Origin of the sequence: Pedobacter polysacchareus, assembly GCF_019802255.1 — a bacterium.
Classification (GTDB): Bacteria; Bacteroidota; Bacteroidia; order Sphingobacteriales; family Sphingobacteriaceae; genus Pedobacter; species Pedobacter polysacchareus.
The window spans coordinates 99,988-118,613 of record NZ_JAHYSS010000002.1 but is presented as its reverse complement, the minus strand read 5'-3'; the positions used below and the strand labels follow the sequence as shown (position 1 = coordinate 118,613).

General features: G+C 40.9%; 18 protein-coding genes. 5 read left to right on the top strand and 13 right to left on the bottom strand.

The window, feature by feature from the left end; translation table 11 throughout:
- Positions 1–46: 46 nt before the first annotated feature.
- Positions 47–538: a BON domain-containing protein gene (locus tag K7X70_RS04400; protein ID WP_222535926.1), complete on the top strand. Its 492-nt coding sequence runs from the start codon at positions 47–49 to the stop codon at positions 536–538.
- A 17-nt stretch (positions 539–555) separates the two neighbouring features.
- On the top strand, positions 556–978 hold the full coding sequence (locus K7X70_RS04395) for an SH3 domain-containing protein (RefSeq protein WP_222535925.1): 423 nt from the start codon (positions 556–558) through the stop codon (positions 976–978).
- Between the two features lie 210 nt (positions 979–1,188).
- Here K7X70_RS04395 and K7X70_RS04390 read toward each other — a convergent pair whose 3' ends face one another.
- The 10 genes from K7X70_RS04390 to K7X70_RS04345 form a co-directional block, all read right to left on the bottom strand.
- Positions 1,189–2,430 (bottom strand): SAM-dependent methyltransferase, encoded by a 1,242-nt coding sequence (locus tag K7X70_RS04390; protein ID WP_222535924.1) that lies wholly within the window; start codon positions 2,428–2,430, stop codon positions 1,189–1,191.
- Entirely contained in the window at positions 2,427–3,269 is an 843-nt protein-coding gene (locus tag K7X70_RS04385) for a DUF1365 domain-containing protein (protein ID WP_222535923.1), read from the bottom strand. The genes K7X70_RS04390 and K7X70_RS04385 overlap by 4 nt, the downstream gene beginning before the upstream one ends.
- 12 nt (positions 3,270–3,281) lie before the next feature.
- Complete coding sequence (locus tag K7X70_RS04380) at positions 3,282–4,526, bottom strand: NAD(P)/FAD-dependent oxidoreductase (RefSeq protein WP_222535922.1); 1,245 nt, start codon at positions 4,524–4,526, stop codon at positions 3,282–3,284.
- Complete coding sequence (locus K7X70_RS04375; RefSeq protein ID WP_222535921.1) at positions 4,526–5,557, bottom strand: SAM-dependent methyltransferase; 1,032 nt, start codon at positions 5,555–5,557, stop codon at positions 4,526–4,528. Before K7X70_RS04375 ends, K7X70_RS04380 begins: the two co-directional genes overlap by 1 nt.
- A 63-nt stretch (positions 5,558–5,620) precedes the next feature.
- Positions 5,621–6,421 (bottom strand): DUF1295 domain-containing protein, encoded by an 801-nt coding sequence (locus K7X70_RS04370; RefSeq protein WP_222535920.1) that lies wholly within the window; start codon positions 6,419–6,421, stop codon positions 5,621–5,623.
- Positions 6,422–6,432: 11 nt separating this feature from the next.
- Entirely contained in the window at positions 6,433–7,161 is a 729-nt protein-coding gene (locus tag K7X70_RS04365) for an acyl-CoA desaturase (protein ID WP_222535919.1), read from the bottom strand.
- Positions 7,162–7,277: 116 nt separating this feature from the next.
- Complete coding sequence (locus tag K7X70_RS04360; RefSeq protein WP_062546997.1) at positions 7,278–7,775, bottom strand: cupin domain-containing protein; 498 nt, start codon at positions 7,773–7,775, stop codon at positions 7,278–7,280.
- A 460-nt stretch (positions 7,776–8,235) separates the two neighbouring features.
- Complete coding sequence (locus tag K7X70_RS04355; protein ID WP_187667702.1) at positions 8,236–8,598, bottom strand: response regulator transcription factor; 363 nt, start codon at positions 8,596–8,598, stop codon at positions 8,236–8,238.
- Positions 8,599–8,704: 106 nt separating this feature from the next.
- Positions 8,705–9,889, bottom strand: coding sequence for a PAS domain-containing sensor histidine kinase (locus K7X70_RS04350; protein ID WP_222535918.1), 1,185 nt, complete (start codon positions 9,887–9,889; stop codon positions 8,705–8,707).
- A gap of 15 nt (positions 9,890–9,904) precedes the next feature.
- Positions 9,905–10,126, bottom strand: coding sequence for a helix-turn-helix domain-containing protein (locus K7X70_RS04345; protein ID WP_222535917.1), 222 nt, complete (start codon positions 10,124–10,126; stop codon positions 9,905–9,907).
- Positions 10,127–10,270: 144 nt separating this feature from the next.
- Here K7X70_RS04345 and K7X70_RS04340 point away from each other — a divergent pair, with 144 nt between their 5' ends.
- From K7X70_RS04340 to K7X70_RS04330, 3 genes are all read left to right on the top strand, one after another.
- Complete coding sequence (locus K7X70_RS04340; protein WP_222535916.1) at positions 10,271–10,933, top strand: hypothetical protein; 663 nt, start codon at positions 10,271–10,273, stop codon at positions 10,931–10,933.
- A 68-nt stretch (positions 10,934–11,001) separates the two neighbouring features.
- On the top strand, positions 11,002–11,745 hold the full coding sequence (locus K7X70_RS04335) for a hypothetical protein (protein ID WP_222535915.1): 744 nt from the start codon (positions 11,002–11,004) through the stop codon (positions 11,743–11,745).
- A gap of 22 nt (positions 11,746–11,767) precedes the next feature.
- A complete protein-coding gene (locus tag K7X70_RS04330; protein ID WP_222535914.1) occupies positions 11,768–12,124 on the top strand; it encodes a hypothetical protein in 357 nt (118 codons plus the stop codon).
- Positions 12,125–12,136: 12 nt separating this feature from the next.
- On the opposite strand, the gene K7X70_RS04325 is transcribed toward K7X70_RS04330, so the two are convergent.
- The 3 genes from K7X70_RS04325 to K7X70_RS04315 all read right to left on the bottom strand — a co-directional run bounded on the left by K7X70_RS04325 (position 12,137) and on the right by K7X70_RS04315 (position 18,555).
- Positions 12,137–13,453, bottom strand: coding sequence for an alpha/beta fold hydrolase (locus K7X70_RS04325; RefSeq protein ID WP_222535913.1), 1,317 nt, complete (start codon positions 13,451–13,453; stop codon positions 12,137–12,139).
- Between the two features lie 140 nt (positions 13,454–13,593).
- Positions 13,594–15,303, bottom strand: coding sequence for a RagB/SusD family nutrient uptake outer membrane protein (locus tag K7X70_RS04320; RefSeq protein ID WP_222535912.1), 1,710 nt, complete (start codon positions 15,301–15,303; stop codon positions 13,594–13,596).
- An 18-nt stretch (positions 15,304–15,321) separates the two neighbouring features.
- Complete coding sequence (locus K7X70_RS04315) at positions 15,322–18,555, bottom strand: SusC/RagA family TonB-linked outer membrane protein (RefSeq protein WP_222535911.1); 3,234 nt, start codon at positions 18,553–18,555, stop codon at positions 15,322–15,324.
- Positions 18,556–18,626 lie beyond the last annotated feature (71 nt).

The following is an 18,626-nucleotide window of genomic DNA, read 5'->3' as shown; positions in this document are numbered from 1 at the left end:
CACAAAAAGGGTGAGCAACAATAGTTTAAACAAAATCTATCTAAACATGAAAAAACTAATGAGCAAAATGATGGCTCTGGTTATGGTAACTGCCTTTATGGTGGCTACAATTGCTGGATGTAAAAGCACGCCGAAAGATGCTGATCTAAAAACCGCGGTTGAAACTGCCATCCAGTCGAGCCCTAACTTATCTGCTTCAGGTGTTGCAGTCGACAAAGGTGTGGTTACAATCACCGGACAGGTGACAGACGAAGCGAGTAAAGATGCTTTGGGAAAAGCTGCAGCAGCAGTTCCAGGAGTAAAATCTGTAGTGAATAACCTAACTGTAGAAGTCGCTAAAGTTGAAGTGAGTGCAGATACCCCATTAGCACTTGCAGTAAAAGATGCCACAAAGGACTTCCCTACGGTTGCGGCAACAGTGAATGATGGTGTGGTTACTTTAAAAGGAGAACTTAAAAAAGCCGACCTTCAAAAATTAATGATGGCATTGAATGCCTTGAAACCTAAAAAGGTAGACAATCAATTGGTGATTAAATAATCCAGGAGGACAGAAAAATGGCTTTACAAGAAAAATATAAAGAACTTATTGATGCGGCAACCAACGCAGGTGTAAACGACTTAAATGTTCGCGAACAGGATGGCGTATTATATATTGATGGCGCTACCAGTGGCGCTGTAAAACAACAGCTCTGGGATACTTACGAACGTCTTGATCCAAATTATGCTTCAGGAGACCTCGTGATGAACATCAATAGTGTAGCCGGTATCCCTGAAGGCGCTAAGCTAAAGGTAACTACGAACAGCTCCAACCTCAACATCCGCAAAGGTCCTAGTACCAATGATGATATCGTTGGAAAAGCTGCCCGCCATGAAATTGTAACACTTGTGGGAAAAGAAAATGACCAGTGGTGGCTCATTAAAACCGATGATGGAGAACAAGGTTATTCGTATACACAATACTTAACTCCAGTAGAGTAATACCTTAATAATGATCAGAATACGGCAATAATCAGAATACGGCGTAATAAAGAACTACCCTATCGTCAAATACTGGGTTTTATGCCTGAAAATCTATATCGTTACTTTTAGACCTAGAAAATTTATTCCCTTTCCAGGGCAAAAGATTTCAGTCTGAAAGTAATGATGTAGATTTAGAAATTTAATCTTTTTTTATCTACCGCAGGAATCTTACCTGCTGGTATTGTTCGGCCTCACATACACCATCTGCATTACATTGATGTTCCTCATCGCAAAAGCCGCTTCACAATAATTAAAATAATATTGCCACTTTCGAATAAACCGGTCGTCAAAGCCTAGCGCTTTCACTGCCAAACGGTGCCTGTTAAACTGTTCCATCCACAATTGTAGTGTTCGTTCATAATCTAAGCCTAAATCCTTTAAATCAACCAAGGTCAGGTTACTGGTTTTATTGATCGCCTCATTTATTTTCGCTACAGATGGCAGTAAAGACCCCGGAAATATATGCTTCTGAATCCAGTCTACCCCTTTACGCAAGCTATCATATCTGGAGTCCGGACTGGTGATCACCTGAAAGGCAAGGATCCCCTCAGCTTTTAGCAACTCATTACATTTACTAAAATATTCCTGATAATAATTATGTCCTACTGCTTCCAGCATCTCAATAGAAACTATTTTATCGAAGCTTCCTTTAAGGTCTCTGTAATCCATAATTTCCACAGTAACCAGGTCAGATAAACCGGCTGCGCGAACCTGATCCATTGCCCAATACTGCTGTTCTTTAGAAATGGTTACAGAGGTAACTTTACAGCCGTAATTTTTAGCCATAAAGATGGCATTCGCCCCCCAGCCACTTCCAATTTCCAACACATGATCTGTAGATTTTAAGCACAGCTGCGTACAAAGCCTCTGGTATTTTGCGTCCTGGGCTGCTGCAAGAGTCAATCCTTCTTTATAAAAATAACCACTGGAATAGGTCATAGAAGGATCCAGAAACAGCGAGAAGAAATCGTTATTCAGGTCGTAATGCTCAGAAATATTTTTTTGAGAACCGGAGATGCTGTTTGACCTGCTGTTATGGTATACCCTATTTAACCATTTAAATACGTTTAATGCCCAGGTTTTATGCTGACTTCCAGAAACAGAAGGTGCATTTTCTATATTAAGTAACACCCATTTGATGACATTGGTAATACTGTCTGTTTCCCATAAACCATCTACATAGGCTTCGCCAAAACCTATGTCGCCATATAGTATCAGGTTTTTAAAAAAGGTGGCATCTGTGACTTGAATATTGGCTTTTAGTACTGATTGCGGTTCCCCAATTTGTATTTCCTGAGCATCTGGCAAGGTAATCTTTAAACTGCCTTTTGTCATTTTAGACAGGGCATTCAAGACTAGTTTCTCGTAAAATCCAGCTCTGTGTCTGGTAATGGCAAGCGACGACCTCATTTTAAATTTGTTTTTAAAGGTTTATATACGTCTTTTTGGAGCTGTTGGTTTGCTTTCTTTTTATGAAAAGAGAACTTCTTCCTCCACAATAAGAAAGCCTGCCAATGAATCAGGGTCATCACCTGAAGTGGAATCATGGGTATGGAGAAAAAATAACGCAGCAAATTTGTGTTGGTTAATGGTTTGCGATCCCCCATCAATGTGCTGAGGAAAAAACGATTACCCTGCTGATCATAATCATCAATACGAATGGTTAATTTTTCATTGGGGATCGCCAGGTCGAAGTCGAATAGCGTATCCAGATCAATAAAAGGAGATACATAGAAATATTTTTCTACCCGCTGCCGGAACCTCTCCCCTTCCATTTCTTCTTTTTTAATCAGAAACAATTTCATCTCCCGGAAGGTGTTGCTGATCTCTGCGACCGCACAGAGTGGAGCCCCCTGCTCATCAAAGCAGAAGTAAAATGAAACCGGATTAAAGTTATAGCCCAGGACAGCAAGATTAGTAAGCAGCATTACGCGGCCTGCTCCCAGCTCCAATCCATTTTGATGCAAGTATTTCTTAAGTTTATCCCGCAGGTTTTTATTTTGATCAGTAGACCTCTGCTCTCCTGGATCCTGATATTGATCGGCACTTTCTTCCGGCAAATGCAAATGGTCCTTATCCCGAAAATTGAACAGGTTAAAGCGATTGACACTTAGCCAGCTCAGCTTTTTAGCAAGCATGGGCAGTTCTTCAATATCCAGGTAAAACAGGTATACGCGGTAGCCAAAGCTGTGCGTTTTAGGCGCCAGCCGATGGTGCATTACCCTACAGCTATATAAAGAAGAATTCATTATCAATGATCATTACCAATTTTCACAAAGTGCAACTGCGCTGGCATAGGCATCTTCATGAAAACCATATTTAAAATAACTTCCACAATAATAAAGAGGGCCATGCTGGTTGAGAATGGGCAGCTCCTTTTGCGCCTGCATTGCAGGAACATCAAATAAGGGGTGTTCATAATCAATTTCACGGATAATCTTTTTTGCATCAATTGAACTGGAAGGATTGATGGACACAAAATAATCCTGATGATTGGACACTTGCTGCAGTCGGTTCATCCAGTAGATGGTACTGGGCACCAAGGCTTCTCCTTCTTTTTCTACCCGGTAATTCCAGCTGCTCCAGGCCAGTTTCTTTTTAGGCATTAAATTACGATCAGTATGCAGCACTGCTTTATTGGGCTGGTATCTAAACTTAGAAAGCAGGCGCAGTTCATCTGGGGTTTTATCCTTTACCATCTCATATGCCTGATCGGCATGGCAAGCTAGAATGACGCGGTCGTATATGGCGGAACTACCATCCGCAGCAAGTACACTGACTTTTCCGTCGGCCATTCTTGATACTTCCACTACTTTCTTCCGCAGCTGAATCCTATCTTTAAAAGGCTTGATCAATAATTCGCGGTAAGATTGACTGCCATTGTGAAGCGTATACCATTGATGCTGGGTGTCTAGTCCGAGGAAACCATGATTTTTAAAGAACCTGATCAATGATACGGCAGGAAAGTCCAGAATTTGCTCCATTGGTGTAGACCATACTGCGGAGCTCATCGGAATCAGGTATTTCCAGAGCATATCCTGACTATAACCAAATTCGCTGATGTACTTGCCTATGGAGTAATTTTCATACTTCGGCTGGTCAAGAATAGCCACGCTTTCTTTATTAAAGCGGTTGATCTGCATCAGCATCTTTAAAAAGGCAGGGTTGAATAAATTCCTTCGCTGTGCGAAAAGATGGTTCAGACTTGAACCGCTATATTCCAGGTGATCGGGCAGGTATTGTACGCTGAAAGACATATCAGTTGTCTTTACCGGCGCATGTATTTTGTCGAATAACCTGGACAGCAGAGGATAAGTCTGCTGATTGAATACCATGAATCCGGTATCTATATAAACGGGTTCCCCATGTTCTTCGAGCGTAATCGTATTGGTGTGTCCACCAATATAGTCCTGTTCTTCATAAAAAGTAAGGTGGTATTTATATTGGAGCAGGTGACCGCAACCCATTCCGGCAATACCAGTACCTATAATTGCTACTTTTTCCATCAGGCTTTCTTTTTAAACAGGTAATGACAAACCATCCATTCATTGCCCTCGTTATAGGCAAATAATTCTGCACATGACAAATAAAACAAGCGCCAGTAGACCCACCATTTCAAGGCCTGGTCTGCGCCATATGTTTCCCTTAAAATAGGCATAATTTCTTTTTTATGGGCATCCATATTTTTAAGCCATGCTTCGGATGTTTTTGCATAATTTGTCCCGTTTACTACCCAATGATTCGCTGCGGTAAGGTGTTGATTAAAGTAAAGCAGCAAGTGATTGGAAGGCATGATCCCCCCGGTAAAAAAGTACTTGCTCATCCAATCAGTTTCATCCTTCACCTCGAATTTATACGCTAGAGTATGGTGACTGAAAATGTGAACAAACAGTCGGCCATCATCTTTCATAAACGAAGCAATTTTGCCCATCAGCAATTCATAATTGCGCATGTGCTCGAACATTTCTACGGAAAGGATACGATCAAACTGAATGGGGCTTTTAAACACATTGATGTCCTCGGTGATGACCGTAATGTTATGCAGCTTTCTTTCTTTTGCGGTCTGGTCGATATAAGCCTTTTGAGTTGCAGAATTGGAGACTGCCGTGATTTGACTGGCGGGGTACTTTTGAGCCATAAATAAGGTAAGAGATCCCCATCCGCAGCCCAATTCGAGAATATCCTGACCATCTTTCAGATCTGCACGCTTGGTAGTGAGCTCGAGCATATCCTGCTCAGAAGTATCCAAAGAGGTTACCCCTGGATTCCAGTACCCACTCGAATATTTTAAATGTTTCCCCAAACAATATTGGTAAAAAGCAGTGGGCACTTCATAATGCTGCTGATTGGCATCTTGTGTATGAACGGCAATGGGTTCGGTTTTCAATTTTGCAATCAGTTTATTCAGCCGATGCTGCTGAGCTTCTGCATCCCCTATTGTTTCATCCTGGAGGCGCTTTTTCAGCAATCTGCGAATCCCAGTGCGTAATATAAAATCTGGTAATTTGTTCTGTTCAATTAAAGTATTGTACCACATGAATCTTTGTGTTAAAGTATCGCTGATTACTTTAACTATACGTTATTTAAGTGACAATGGTTTTTATTTTAGACTAGAAATCTGCTTTTTAAACCAGGGAACAAATACGCTGGTACTTTGCTGATATTGGCGGTATAATTCGCCTTTGGAACGGATGGCCTGTTCTTCTGTGGCAGGAATGCCAGTTACTTTGAACAGCAGGTAACCGATGATGACCGGACTGCTGATCGCGATCCATCCCCATGGTGCATTCAGGGCAAAAAGAAAATAAGCAATCCATAGGAGCAGCTGGAAGAAATAATTGGGATGGCGGGAATAGTTCCATAACCCCAGCTGACAAACTTTGCCTTTATTGCATGCCTCTTTTTTAAACTGGCTCAGCTGCATATCCGCGATGGCTTCTCCGAGCACGGCAATCACCCAAAGGCCAATTCCGAAATATTCGGAGGTATTGATCTGCGTATCCTTATTGCTGGCAATCAGAAAAAAAGGAATAGCAAGGATTACATTGGATAAAGCCTGAAACTGAAAAAACCAGAAGAACTTTTTATTTTCATGGGGAGCCCATTCTTTACGGAGCTGCTGATAACGACCTTCTTCGATTTGGAGCTGACCGATGACCCTTTGCCATAGGTGCGCACCGAGACGAAGTCCGGCGATGACCACCATGCTGCAGATCAGCTGTTTTCTGAGTTCAAATCCTTCAGCCAGGAAATAAAGGAGGATGGCAATCAGGGGAAAGTTGAGTGCCCAAACGACATCAACTACCCCGGCATTGTTAATTTTAATGGCCCAGCACCAAACCAGTGCCATGACCAGGCAACACGCTACTAAACAAATTAAGATAAGATAGGGTGTTGCCATATTAGTTGTTTTTAGACTTTTCTTATTCGAATGATGTGCATCCAGTGCATCACCTTCATCAATGGATAAGTAGGATCAAATTCAAACCACCGCGAAGCGAAGTTTGGATTATTTGGTTTTTTATGGTGGTTATTTTGAAACAATTCTCCCAGCATCAGGAAGTCTAAAGGAAGGGAATTCTTGCTGTGATCATCATTATCGTGATTCGAATAACCATATTTATGTCCACACCAGTTGACAATAGCACCATGAATCGGTCCCATTAAGAAATGGATCGGCAATAAAAGGAACATCCACCAAGCAGTTGCAAAAGTTACGTAGAACCAGACATAGAAGCCTATAAAGACCAATCTGGTGATCCAGGAATCTCCAATTTTATCAATGATCGGCCATGAAGGATATTTATCTCTAAACTGCTCTTCTGGCTCCACATTAAATTTGGAGTAATTCAGGTAAATATTTTTGGTCTTGATCATCATTCCCCATACATCTTTAACAAAATGTGGAGAGTGCGGATCTTTCTCTGTATCAGAAAAAGCGTGGTGCATCCGATGCAGGATGGCGTAAGCTCTTGGATTGAGGAAAGAGGAGCCTTGCGACAAGAAGGTAATGGCATAGAAGAACTTCTCCCAAAAAGCATTCATTTTAAACATTTTATGCGAGGCATAACGATGTAAAAAGAAAGTTTGTGAAAATAAGGAGAGGAACCAATGTAAAAGGAAGAAAACTAAAATAATCATATTTGTGTATATACGTAATATTGACCTATGGCAGATCTGGTGTTTGGCTTGCAAAATAGCAAAAAAAATCCCGTAAAAGTTTTACCTATACGGGATTAAATCAGGTCTATTCGGTTTTATCTTCCGAAATCGTCTTGTACTCTTACAATATCACTTTCATCTGATGGATTAGTTGGATCTGTATGCTGCCAGATTTCGGAAACAATTCCCCAGTCGTCCAAACCAATTAAACGGTGTCTTTCGCCTTGTTTTAACTTAATAGTTTGACCAGGTGTCAGTTGTTTTACTTCACCTTGTTCGTCTGTATCGCTGGTGCAAACACCTACTGTACCATTTACCACTCTCCATATTTCGGCACGGCGGTGGTGATATTGCCATGATAAGCGTGTGTTTGGAGCAACAATTAATATTTTAGGGCTCAGTTTACCTGATATTTTCAATTCATCAACATTTAGTCCATCGAAATAAACATTGGCAAATTGTTGTGCCTGGTCTTCATCAATTACGAAAAAACCTCCCCATGGGCGGCTTTCATCACGATTGACCACATTAAATCCTTCAATTTTTAAGCGTTGAGCTACGCCATCAAATATTTCTTTTTTCTGATCTGACATTTTATTCTCGTATTTGGGCCAAATATAATATATATCGATGTAAAATAAGTGTTGTGGCATAGGATTAACGCAAATCACTGTAGTTCAGCGCATCCGAATTAAAAATACCCATTATTAGCACCTAAAGAATCTATCAATGGTGATCATTACGCGAGCTTCGCTTTAAGATTATTCATAGACGTAGCTTCAAGATCTTAGGAGGAGAACTACCACCTATTGTCATAGAAATGTTTAATTTCAAATACTTAAAACTATCACATAATTATATCCGTTATAGTCATAGTTTGTTTGGTTTAGGTTGGTCTGTGGTGGGCCAACTATCAATTAACAGGGATACCTCTCCAAGGTTTATCCCTGTTTCTATTTTAAGGCCTGACCAATATTGCTGAGCTTTGCTTAAAAAAAAGGCCCTGAATATTTTAAATATCCAGGGCCTTTTTTATATGTAGTATTCCGGGAATTAATCCAGCAATAACTTTTTAATTCTTTTCACGATGTAGTCAATATCAAAGGGTTTGCTCACATAATCATCAGCACCAGCAGCGATACTCAATTCTTTATTCTGATCGTTTGCAGACATGACAATAATTGGAATGTGTTTGGTAAACATATCGGATTTTAAATCTTTACAGATTTCGGCTCCATCTCCATCAGGCAGCATCACATCCAAAATGAATAAATCAGGTACTGAATCTTTCAGTTTCCCTTTTAGCTCTGAAAAAGTAGACGATAGTTGCAATTCATATCCTTCATCTTTAAGTAAAACGCCAATGATATACCTGATATCTTCATCATCTTCAAGCACATGTATTCTTTTGATCATATTAAATTGTTTTTAAATTGAACTTCGGCGAAGTACTAGCAACAATTTTGCCACATATTAAAAAACGGCGATAATGATGATATAAATATGATATAAAATGGAAAAACTAATCGTCCTCTCCAATGACATTGGTGCGCTCATTGATTTGACCGATCATTTCATCCAATTCCAATGCGGAACGTTCCAGCATGGTTAACCAGGTCGCATCCGTACCTTTTTCTTCGATTTTCATCAGGTTCAGAATTCCTATAATGTTACTGACTGGTTTGCGGAACTTATGAGAATTCTCCCAGGCAATGTTTTTAAGTATTTCATTTTTACGCAACAGACGATGTTCATAATTCTTGCGGATCGTAATATCTCTCAAGGCGCCTACCATTTTTTCTGCCTGTCCATGGGCATCCAGCAGGATAAAGGCCTGGTTTGAGACATATTTATAATTGCCATCCGCACATTGCAAGCGGTATTCGCAACGCCAGGAATTACTCAGTTGCTCCAGGCTTTCGGCCATGCTTTGTTCCATATACTCCTGGTCTTCCGGGTGCACCTTACTCAGGATCCATTCTTTGGTATTTTCCCTTAAGTCTTCAGTATAGCCAAAAATTTCCGAGAAACCATTTTGCCATTTGAGTTCATTTGTTCCGGGGTTATACTCCCAGATGACATCATTCGTTACACTCGTAACCGTTTCATATACCTTTAACAGTTCTTTGATCCGCTCTTCTGCTTTCACGTAAACTTCAATATCAATCGCAATCACTGTGTAAGCCTCCTGACCTTTGTAGATAGTTCTATGGTGAGAAATGAGTGCATGAAAGATTTTTCCACCTTTTGTTTTGTGAAGCCAGACCTCTGTTGCACGCCCCTCCTTATGTGGAGACTTAAGGTATTCGGTCAGTTTACTAAACTCCGTTTCCGGCCTCAGATCCATTACTGTCATGTTTAACAATTCTGGTTTGGTATAACCGTATTGTTCTACCATCCGTTCATTTACCTCCAATAATCGGAAACTCTCGCGGTCAAAAACATAGATGATGGCAATAGAACCCTCAAAAAGCTGTTTATAGTTATTTTCCATTCTGGAGATACTCCTCCGATACATTTCTATCAGCACAAATAAAATGAGTCCGGAAATAAATAGAAAAATGAGGTTTTTATAGCCATACAGAAAGCGCATATCTCTTTCCGGCATACTTTGATCCAGGTAGCGAATCCACTCACTGCCCAAAATTAGCCATAAAGCTCCAAGGGCAAGATATACGAGTGTGATGAAAGCCGGTTTTCTGCGCATAAGCTTAAAGATAATTTAACTTTCCGAGACCAAGGCTACCCCCTCACATAGATCGCTGAGCATCTCACAAGGGTTTACCTTGATGGCCAATGCGATGAGGTAAAGTTCTTCTGCTCTCAACTTGGCCGTATCCGTTAAAGTAAGCTCGTTCATTCTTGCTTTTGTTAGACCTGTTCTTTTGGCTACCTGCGATTTATTCACAGATCTTTTCGCAAGATACTCTCCTAATTTTGTCATGATAAATATGGTTTTTCTAATAATAAGTATAGATAAATATATAAATGAGAAAGATAAACTATACACAACTTGGTTAAATAGACATATTATACATACGTTTGTATTGATTATCTATACATATAATAGAATTTACAGGATTATAGTATGAAAAATAAGCACAATTCTTCGTTACCCTTAATTTATAAAGCGATGCTTTCCCCGGTAAATGTGGGAATGTTATACAGCTTCATGATTAAAAGAATAGCCAAGGGTTACAGCACTTCAGAAGTTTCTTTTTTAATGGGTTATACCAATGATTATATGAAACAAAAAGAAGAGCTCAACAGCATTGGTTTTACTTATGAGGACATGCATTGTTTCCAGCACACGGTGGAAGAGCCATCTTTAAGGGGTTTGATCCCAAGTATTGAGAACGGGAGCAGTAAGTGCGAATATCAGCTGATAAAGATCAGTGGTCTGGCAAAAATAGAATTCATGATGATCAGGCTGGAAAAAGATGGCCAGGAAACGTCAATTTTTCACCTTATAGAGAATAATACAAAGGGCAATGCCCATAAAGTCACTGAGCTCTCCATTGAAGCTCAGGCGATAGCCATTCTCCATGTACTTTTTGAAGGCAAACTGTTTTACATCCCCCAGTCTCCGCTTCAAATCTACCAGAAATGCCGAAGCAGGACATCAGCGTCCCTTTCACCGAGACACCTCCAGGCTGCCTTGCTCAACTTGACAAAAAAGAATGATTTCCCAAAACTGAAAAGAATCAAGTCTAAAGACAATGGCTGTATGTATGAAAAAGTATTTGAATAATGTGGGCATCCTGTAGGACACAGGAATGACCGGAATAAAAAACGTGATGACTTAGAACAATTCAAACCATGAAAACCAAGACACCAACTTTCCCCACTATTCCACTGGATTTTAAGATTGCCTGTGCAACCTATCAATTACCTATTCCAGAGGTATTGCAACTTTTCATAGACCATGTTTCGTTTTATGACTCCTTGAGCCAGAAGTCTGACGACATTTACCGATGTGCAACCAATACGCTTTTAAATTATTCTATTTCCATCCATAGAGAAAGTGGCTCTGCTTTTATAAAGCATCGGGAGCCGATCCTAAGGTACATTCGGGAAATCATTAAGATTTCGGTGACACCTGACTTAGCTCCTTCGAGAAAAAGGAAAATGTGTGCGCCTTTAGTAAGAAAAATCTATGGGATTATGGAACGCTCCAGAACTCAGCAAACCACTTTGGTGATGGAGGATGGCAAGACTTTGGAGCTTAAAATGGATTTCTGCCTGCTTTGTGAACTTCACAACTGTTCTCCGGAAGAATACCTGCAGCATTTTATGTCGCAGATTTCCCTGCCGATTGTCCATGCCAATGTGGGACTCAAACGGGTGGTAGAAAATCAAGCGATGGGCTTTTTTTATAAGGTTTTAAATATCAGTAAGGAGCTGCCCAGCAACAATGCCCTTAGAATGCTGCAAGTGCAGTTTATAGACCAGATACAAGAGCTGCACCTCTGGCTATTTATCATCAGGGATCATGAACAGCGCGTCAAGAAATATCAGGAAATCTACTATCGCTACTATCAGCGGCTCCTGGCCATCAGTTAAAATTAACCAAATATATAAGCTAATGAAAATAAATGTCACCATTGATCCCCCGGAAGACTTTAGCGTGCTGTGCGATCTATTTAGAGTAGAACCGCAGGCATTTCTTCAAAAATTTGTGGATAGGGTTTCCTTCCCTTTTTATTATAGTCAGCCAGACGGCGATGAGCGCTGGGCTACCCTTTTCTTTCTTCATTACCTTGCCCAGCAAGAGCGTTCAGAAGAGGAGATGGAACAACATGAGCCTTTTATGAACGAGCTGGCAGACGTCGTTTTTAAGCAGCTGGATTCCAGCCATAAAAACGCAGCAAAAGCAGAGCTTGCAGGCCGAAAAGTGATGAAACAATGGCACAAACTAGTCATGGCAAAAAGGGGGAAATAATCCCCCTTTTTTTTATTTAGCTTTTACCCAATTGGTTAAGTCTTCGACTAAAGTTCCTGAAACACTACCAGGTATTCCATACTGGGACGTATTTCCCTTTTCTGTTTGAGGGATAAACAAATGGTTTAAATCGGGATATAACTTCAAGGTCACATTGCTTTTCTTACCTAATGCGGCTTTCCATAAGTCAAAATCCTGTTGAGCAACCTGGAAATCAAAAGCTCCCTGAACTACAAAAATCTTTTGCTTGGTCAGCTTTTTCGCAGCTGCAACCTGATCATATTGGTTGATATCTGCCCAGTAAGCAGCAGGCAAACCTAGAATTAAAGAATCCGGTTTCATCTTTCCTATGGTAGTAAACCTCGTTTGTGCGGTTTGCTTTAACACCTCCTCCAATTGTTTCTGTAACTTTCCTGTGGTATCCTTCGCCTGTGCGACAGCATATTTATTCTGTTCTTCAATCAGGTCGGTCAGCTTTCTTGCCGGTGCCGCAGCAAGTACAATTCCTTTAATGTCTGGAACCTGCAGGGCCAATCTTGGCGCCAGCATCCCACCCATACTGTGTCCGAATAAGAAGATTTTACTCTTATCCACGCCAGGAATAGTTTTCGCTAATGCGATGGCTGCAAGGGCATCATCCAGCACTTCTTCTTTTACGGTAAATGCTTTGCTAAAATCACCTGAATACGCTAATGTTCTTTTTACATAACGGATACTGGCAATTCCCTGACTGGCTAAACCACCAGCAAGATCTTTAAAAGGTTTATTTGGACCTACAGTTTCGTCCATATCGGCAGGGCCAGAGCCATGTAAAAATACCACCAATGGGAAATTGGCTCCTTTAGCAGGTGTGGTTAACAAACCAACCAAACTATGTCCGGGGGTAGTCACATTGATTTCTTTTTCTTTATAGGCAGCGGTGTCCACGTAGGCAGGTCTAACATAAGAAGAAGCCTTTTGCACTTGTCGAGGGAAAAGGCCTACTAACTTTTCATTTTTATTGAAGACCAATAGAAAACCTTGTGTATCTTTTTCAAACGCTGCATCCACAGATACTGTGAAATATTCTCCTTCGGTTTTACTTTGAACAGCATCCATGCTCACATATTTTCCGTAGTTGGTGGTTAAGGTGCTCCAAATGGTCTGTAGATTTTCTGCAGAGATCTTAGACTGTACGCTGACATCAAAAAAGCCTTGTGCTTCCTGAAATTTCTCCTGCTCCATCGTTTTCATAAATTCCTCAGAACGTGCAAACAATGATAATATGCCTTGTGAAAACCCAGATACAGAGATCAACAGGGCAAAAAACAATAAAATAATTTTCTTCATGTAATTGTAGTGGTTGTATTGGTTAAGGTGGTACTCAACCAAAGTTAGCATTATTTGATTCCCTTTTTTGGATTTCTAATCCAAAAAAAAACCGGTTGCTCCTGAAAAAGGAACAACCGGTTTCCACATAAAATCTTGGGCTAATAGCCTAGATTTTGCTTCAATATACCTTTACTACGATCTATTTGAGTTTGAGGAATAGGATAATATTCATCTCGGTCTTCCATCACAATTCCTTGCAGATAATTGAAAAATCCACCTTCAAACAGGAAGTACTGATTCATTCTTTGTTTTGCAATTCCCCATCTCACTAAATCATAAAAGCGATGGCCTTCAAGGGATAGTTCGAGGCGACGTTCAAAGCGAACTGCGTTCCGGGCATAAACCTGATCCGGGAAAGCCAGGTAAGGACTCACTCTATAAGCCGCTGCATCAACACCACCTATTTGTTTTTTAGGCAATTTTGAAGCCCTGTCTCTTACCTTATTCACCAGTGTTAAGGCGTTTGGTATACTACCTGCCTCCACTTCACATTCTGCGGCCATGAGGTATACATCTGCGAGGCGGATGATATTCACATTTAGTCCGGTAACATTGGTATTCCCTGGACCGGTATTTCCAGAAATCTCAGATGCCTTAATCACATTTTTCATAGCAAGAAAAGGACCACCATTAGAAGCATCTCTGATCCAGGAATCACCTGCCATATTACCCCAATCCAAAAATGGCACTCCTCTTCTACCCAAAGTATAATCGATACGAGGGTCAAAAGCAATGCTTTTATCTACCTGATAAGTAAGTTTATCAGCAGGACTCAATCCACGATCAGAGATATAAGGGTTATTTATATAGGAACCATCCAGATAAGGTAAGCCAGCCGCATTCACTTTAAAAGAGTTCGCCAGATCTATAGATGGCTGAAAGAAACCGCAGCAAGTGATAGGAAGACTACTATTATAAGGGAAATTAAGCATATCCCCCACATTGCCATTGTCGCCACCAGACCCATCAGTACCTACAGAGTGCTGCACAGCAAACACTGCTTCCGGACCATTTTCTTTGGTCACATCAAAACCATCCGTGTAAGGAATCGTTTCAATACTTGGTCTCGCCGCCATCACGTCATTAAATAAAGGCAATGCATCAAGATATTTCTTTTGATACAGATACACCTTTCCTAAATAAGCCTTTGCAGCAACCTGATTGACACGACCTTTTTGTCCTTTAGGAAAAGCAGGGGTAAGATTGGCCACTGCAAATTTCAGGTCATCTACAATTGCAGGATAAATATCCTTCATGTTGTCTACTGCAGGTTCAGTGGTACTTTCCGTAATTAAAGGCACGTTTTTAAAAGCCCTTACTAAAAAGAAATTATAATGTGCGCGTAACATTCTAGCCTCTGCAAGAATTTCATTGGCTCTGGCATCCGGGAATTTTTTATCAGTCCCCTGTACCAATGCCAGAATCCTTATGGTATTATTGCAACGTTGTATCCCTTCAAAACAGCGATTCCAAAGATTTTCGAGGTTATCGTTGGTGCTGGTTGGCGAGTGCCTTTCCAATAAATTCATATTGGGCTGATCCCCGTTTTCACTTCCTTTATGGGCATTATCTGAGGTTACCTCACCCAATAACCACTGACTTGGTGCGGCCCCATAGTTTCCCCAGGTACCATTCGTGTTTCCATTTAAAAGCGCATAAGCACCCGTCAATGTCGCTTCCACACCTTCTTGTGTGGTCAGTTGAGGGACAATCAGCTCCCCCTGGGGATTCTTCTCTAAAAATGACTTGCTACAACCTGTTGCAGTAAGTATGCATATTGCGAATATGATATAGTTAATCTTTTTCATACGTTTCTCATTTAATCATTAAAAGCCAACACTTAAACCCAATAGAAACTGACGTGGACTAGGATAAATTCCTCGATCTACACCTATTGCAGAATAGGTTTCTGTCTCCTGACTCACTTCTGGGTCAAGTCCTTTGTACTTGGTAATGGTAAACAAATTCGTTGCACTTGCATAAATTCGAAGTTTACTTACACCCCATTTCGGTCCAAATACTTTTTCAACAGGTAGAGAATAGCCAATCTGAAGATTTTTCATGCGTAAATAACTACCATCCTGCACATAATAGCTGGAGGACGCATATTCAAAATCACTGGCACTAATATTTGGTGATGGAATCAGACTGCCAGTATTGGTAGGGCTCCATGCATCTAGCATTCTAATACTTTTCGCACCGGTAAAAGTAGAGAAGTCAGTGAAATACCTGGTCGCTTCATAAAGGTCGATCCCCTGCACTCCATTGAAGAACATAGAGATATCGAAATTTTTATAGGAAGCGTTGAAGCTCAAAGCATATAGAAAATCTGGATTTGGATTTCCAATAATAGTTCTGTCTTCAGGAGTAATCACATTGTCGCCATTGACATCTCTGAATTTTAGACCTCCAACTCTGGCACCAGTGTAAGATGGGCTTCCTGCTACATCCGCGGCACTCTGATAAATTCCCGCTACATCATAGCCATAAAAGGAACCGAATGGCTGACCTGCTTTAAGAATACTGGTGGTAATACTTCTAAAAGTACCGTACAATTGCTCATTAATTCCTGGCGCCAGTTTCACAATTTTATTGGTGTTTTTTGAGAAATTCACACCTACATCAAATTTAAAAGGCTTGTTATCTACTTTTCCGTAGTGATAAGCAAGGTTAAGCTCAATACCTTTATTGCTCATATCTCCGGCATTCACAAATGGAGAGGCGCCCATTCCAACTGCTGTAGCAGGTAATGGTACTGTGAAAAGCATGTCGCTGGTTTTCTTGTCGTACCAGTCAATGGATCCATCAATTGCAGATTTAAACAAACTGAAATCTAAACCAATGTTCAAAGAGCTTAAAGACTCCCATTTGATAGCTGGGTTTGCATAAGCATTTTGCCATACTCCGGTAGATACTGCATTTCCACCATCTAAGCCATAAGCAGAGCTCACCAATGAAGACTGGAATCTGTTCAAGTATTGATTTGAAGAAATGCGTTGATTTCCGGTTTCACCGTAACCCACTCTTAATTTCAAATCTTCGATCCATTTCACTTTGCCTTTAATAAATCCTTCTTCCGAAAGTCTCCAGGCTACACTTCCCGCAGGGAAATAACCGTATTTATTCTCAGGTCCGAAGTTAGAAGAACCGTCTCTACGAAGGGTAATACTGGCCAGGTAACGGTCGTTGAACGCATAATCGGCACGTCCAAACAAAGAGAATAAACTACCCACTGTACCTGTACTCGCATTGTTAATGTTAGAGGTACCCACATTCAGGTAGTAATAATCCATATCCCCTAAAAGGAAGAAATCATTACGTCCGGCATTTAGCTGTCGGTTTCTATTTTTGATCGCTTCTGTTCCCAAGAGTAGGTTGACACGGTGTTTCTCTGCAAACACCTTACTATATACTAAGGTATTTGTCCAGGTCCACTCGGTAGTATAACCTTGATACTCCGCTAAATTATTAGAATTATTTCCTTCGGAAAATTCCAGATTGGGATACCGCATGCTCATTCCGTTATAATTCTCATAACGAAGACCAAAACTTGTTTTAGCGGTCAAACCTTCCGCCAGGTCTAATTCAGCGAAAAGGTTTCCGAAGAAAAAGTTACTCTTATTGACATTGTCTTTACCACGGAATAACGTTGCCAGTGGGTTTTCTGAATTACCCAGCTGACTGCCCTTGGTACCAGCAAAGTTTCCTTTGATGTCGTACACAGGGACAATAGTATTCATCCGGTAAGCCCAGCCAATCGGACTACCTTCGTCCTGATACTCGCCGGAAACATTTGGATTTACCCCAACACCAAAACCTTCTGAGTAGGAATATTGAATATTTTCCCCAAAGCGCAGTTTTTTATCCAGGGCCGAAAAACTCGTATTTGCACGTACATTATAACGTTTAAATCCGGTATACTTAATTGTACCCTGCTGATTAAGGTATCCTGCTCCAAAACTATAAGTAGCATTCTCTCCTCCTCCTGCTGCACCTAGCTGATAGTTTTGTATGGGTGCGCTTTTAGTAATTTCATCAAACCAATTGGTTCCTTCCTTATTGGCCTTGGTGATTTGATAGAAAGTTGCCGGATCCCTGCTATAATTGTATTTGGCAGGATCGACATCAGCGGCAGTGATCAGCTGTCCATATGCAGTACCTGCCACTAAGTACTCAGGAAGCGTAGGTGTTGCTCCATTACCATAGTTGGCACCGGCTTCAATTGGTTTCCCTGCATTTCTATAAGCCGAGAACATGTATTCAGCATACTGCATTGGGTTCAACATTTTTGGGAACGTTCCCTTTCTCGGAACCTGAGAGCCATAATAGGTGTCAAAAGTAATACGTGGTGGGCCTAATACTCCTTTTTTGGTAGTAATGATCACTACCCCATTATTCGCTCTTGAACCATAAATGGAAGCAGACGAGGCATCCTTCAACACCTGCATCGACTCTATATCATTCTGATTTAACCAGCTCAGTTTCCCCTCATAAGGTACTCCATCAATTACATACAAAGGATCATTATTCCCGATAGTAGTTATACCACGGATACGGATTTGTGGCGTAGAGCCTGGCGCACCATCATTCACAATTTGTACTCCAGGAGCCTTACCTTGTAAAGCTTCCACGGCACTTGCGGCGGGCTGTTCTTTTAACTGAGAAATATTAACTACGGAGACTGCACCTGTTAGGTCTTTTTTACGCTGACTGGTGTAACCCGTTACCACGATCTCGTTCAAATTACTGGCATCTGGATTCAATACAACATTTAAACTGCTTTGATTACCTACTAGTATTTCTTTGGTAATATACCCTACAAAAGAGATACTAAGAATATCTGTAGGTTTGACATTGATTGCAAAAGCACCATTAGGATCTGTCAGTGTTCCCTGGGCCGTGTTCTTGACTTTTACTGTGGCACCGATAATGGGTAACTTGTCGTCACTGCTGGTAACCTTACCGGTGACTTTGACTTGGGCACTGACTCCAAAGGATAGGAACAGGCAAGCCAGCAAAAGGAGAGAGCCCCTTTTGAGAGTTGGTGTGATTTTAAGCATAAGATATTTGGTTAGGATAGTTAATAATCAGGATAGTCAATATTACATTACATAGGCTGTAGGGTTTTAGT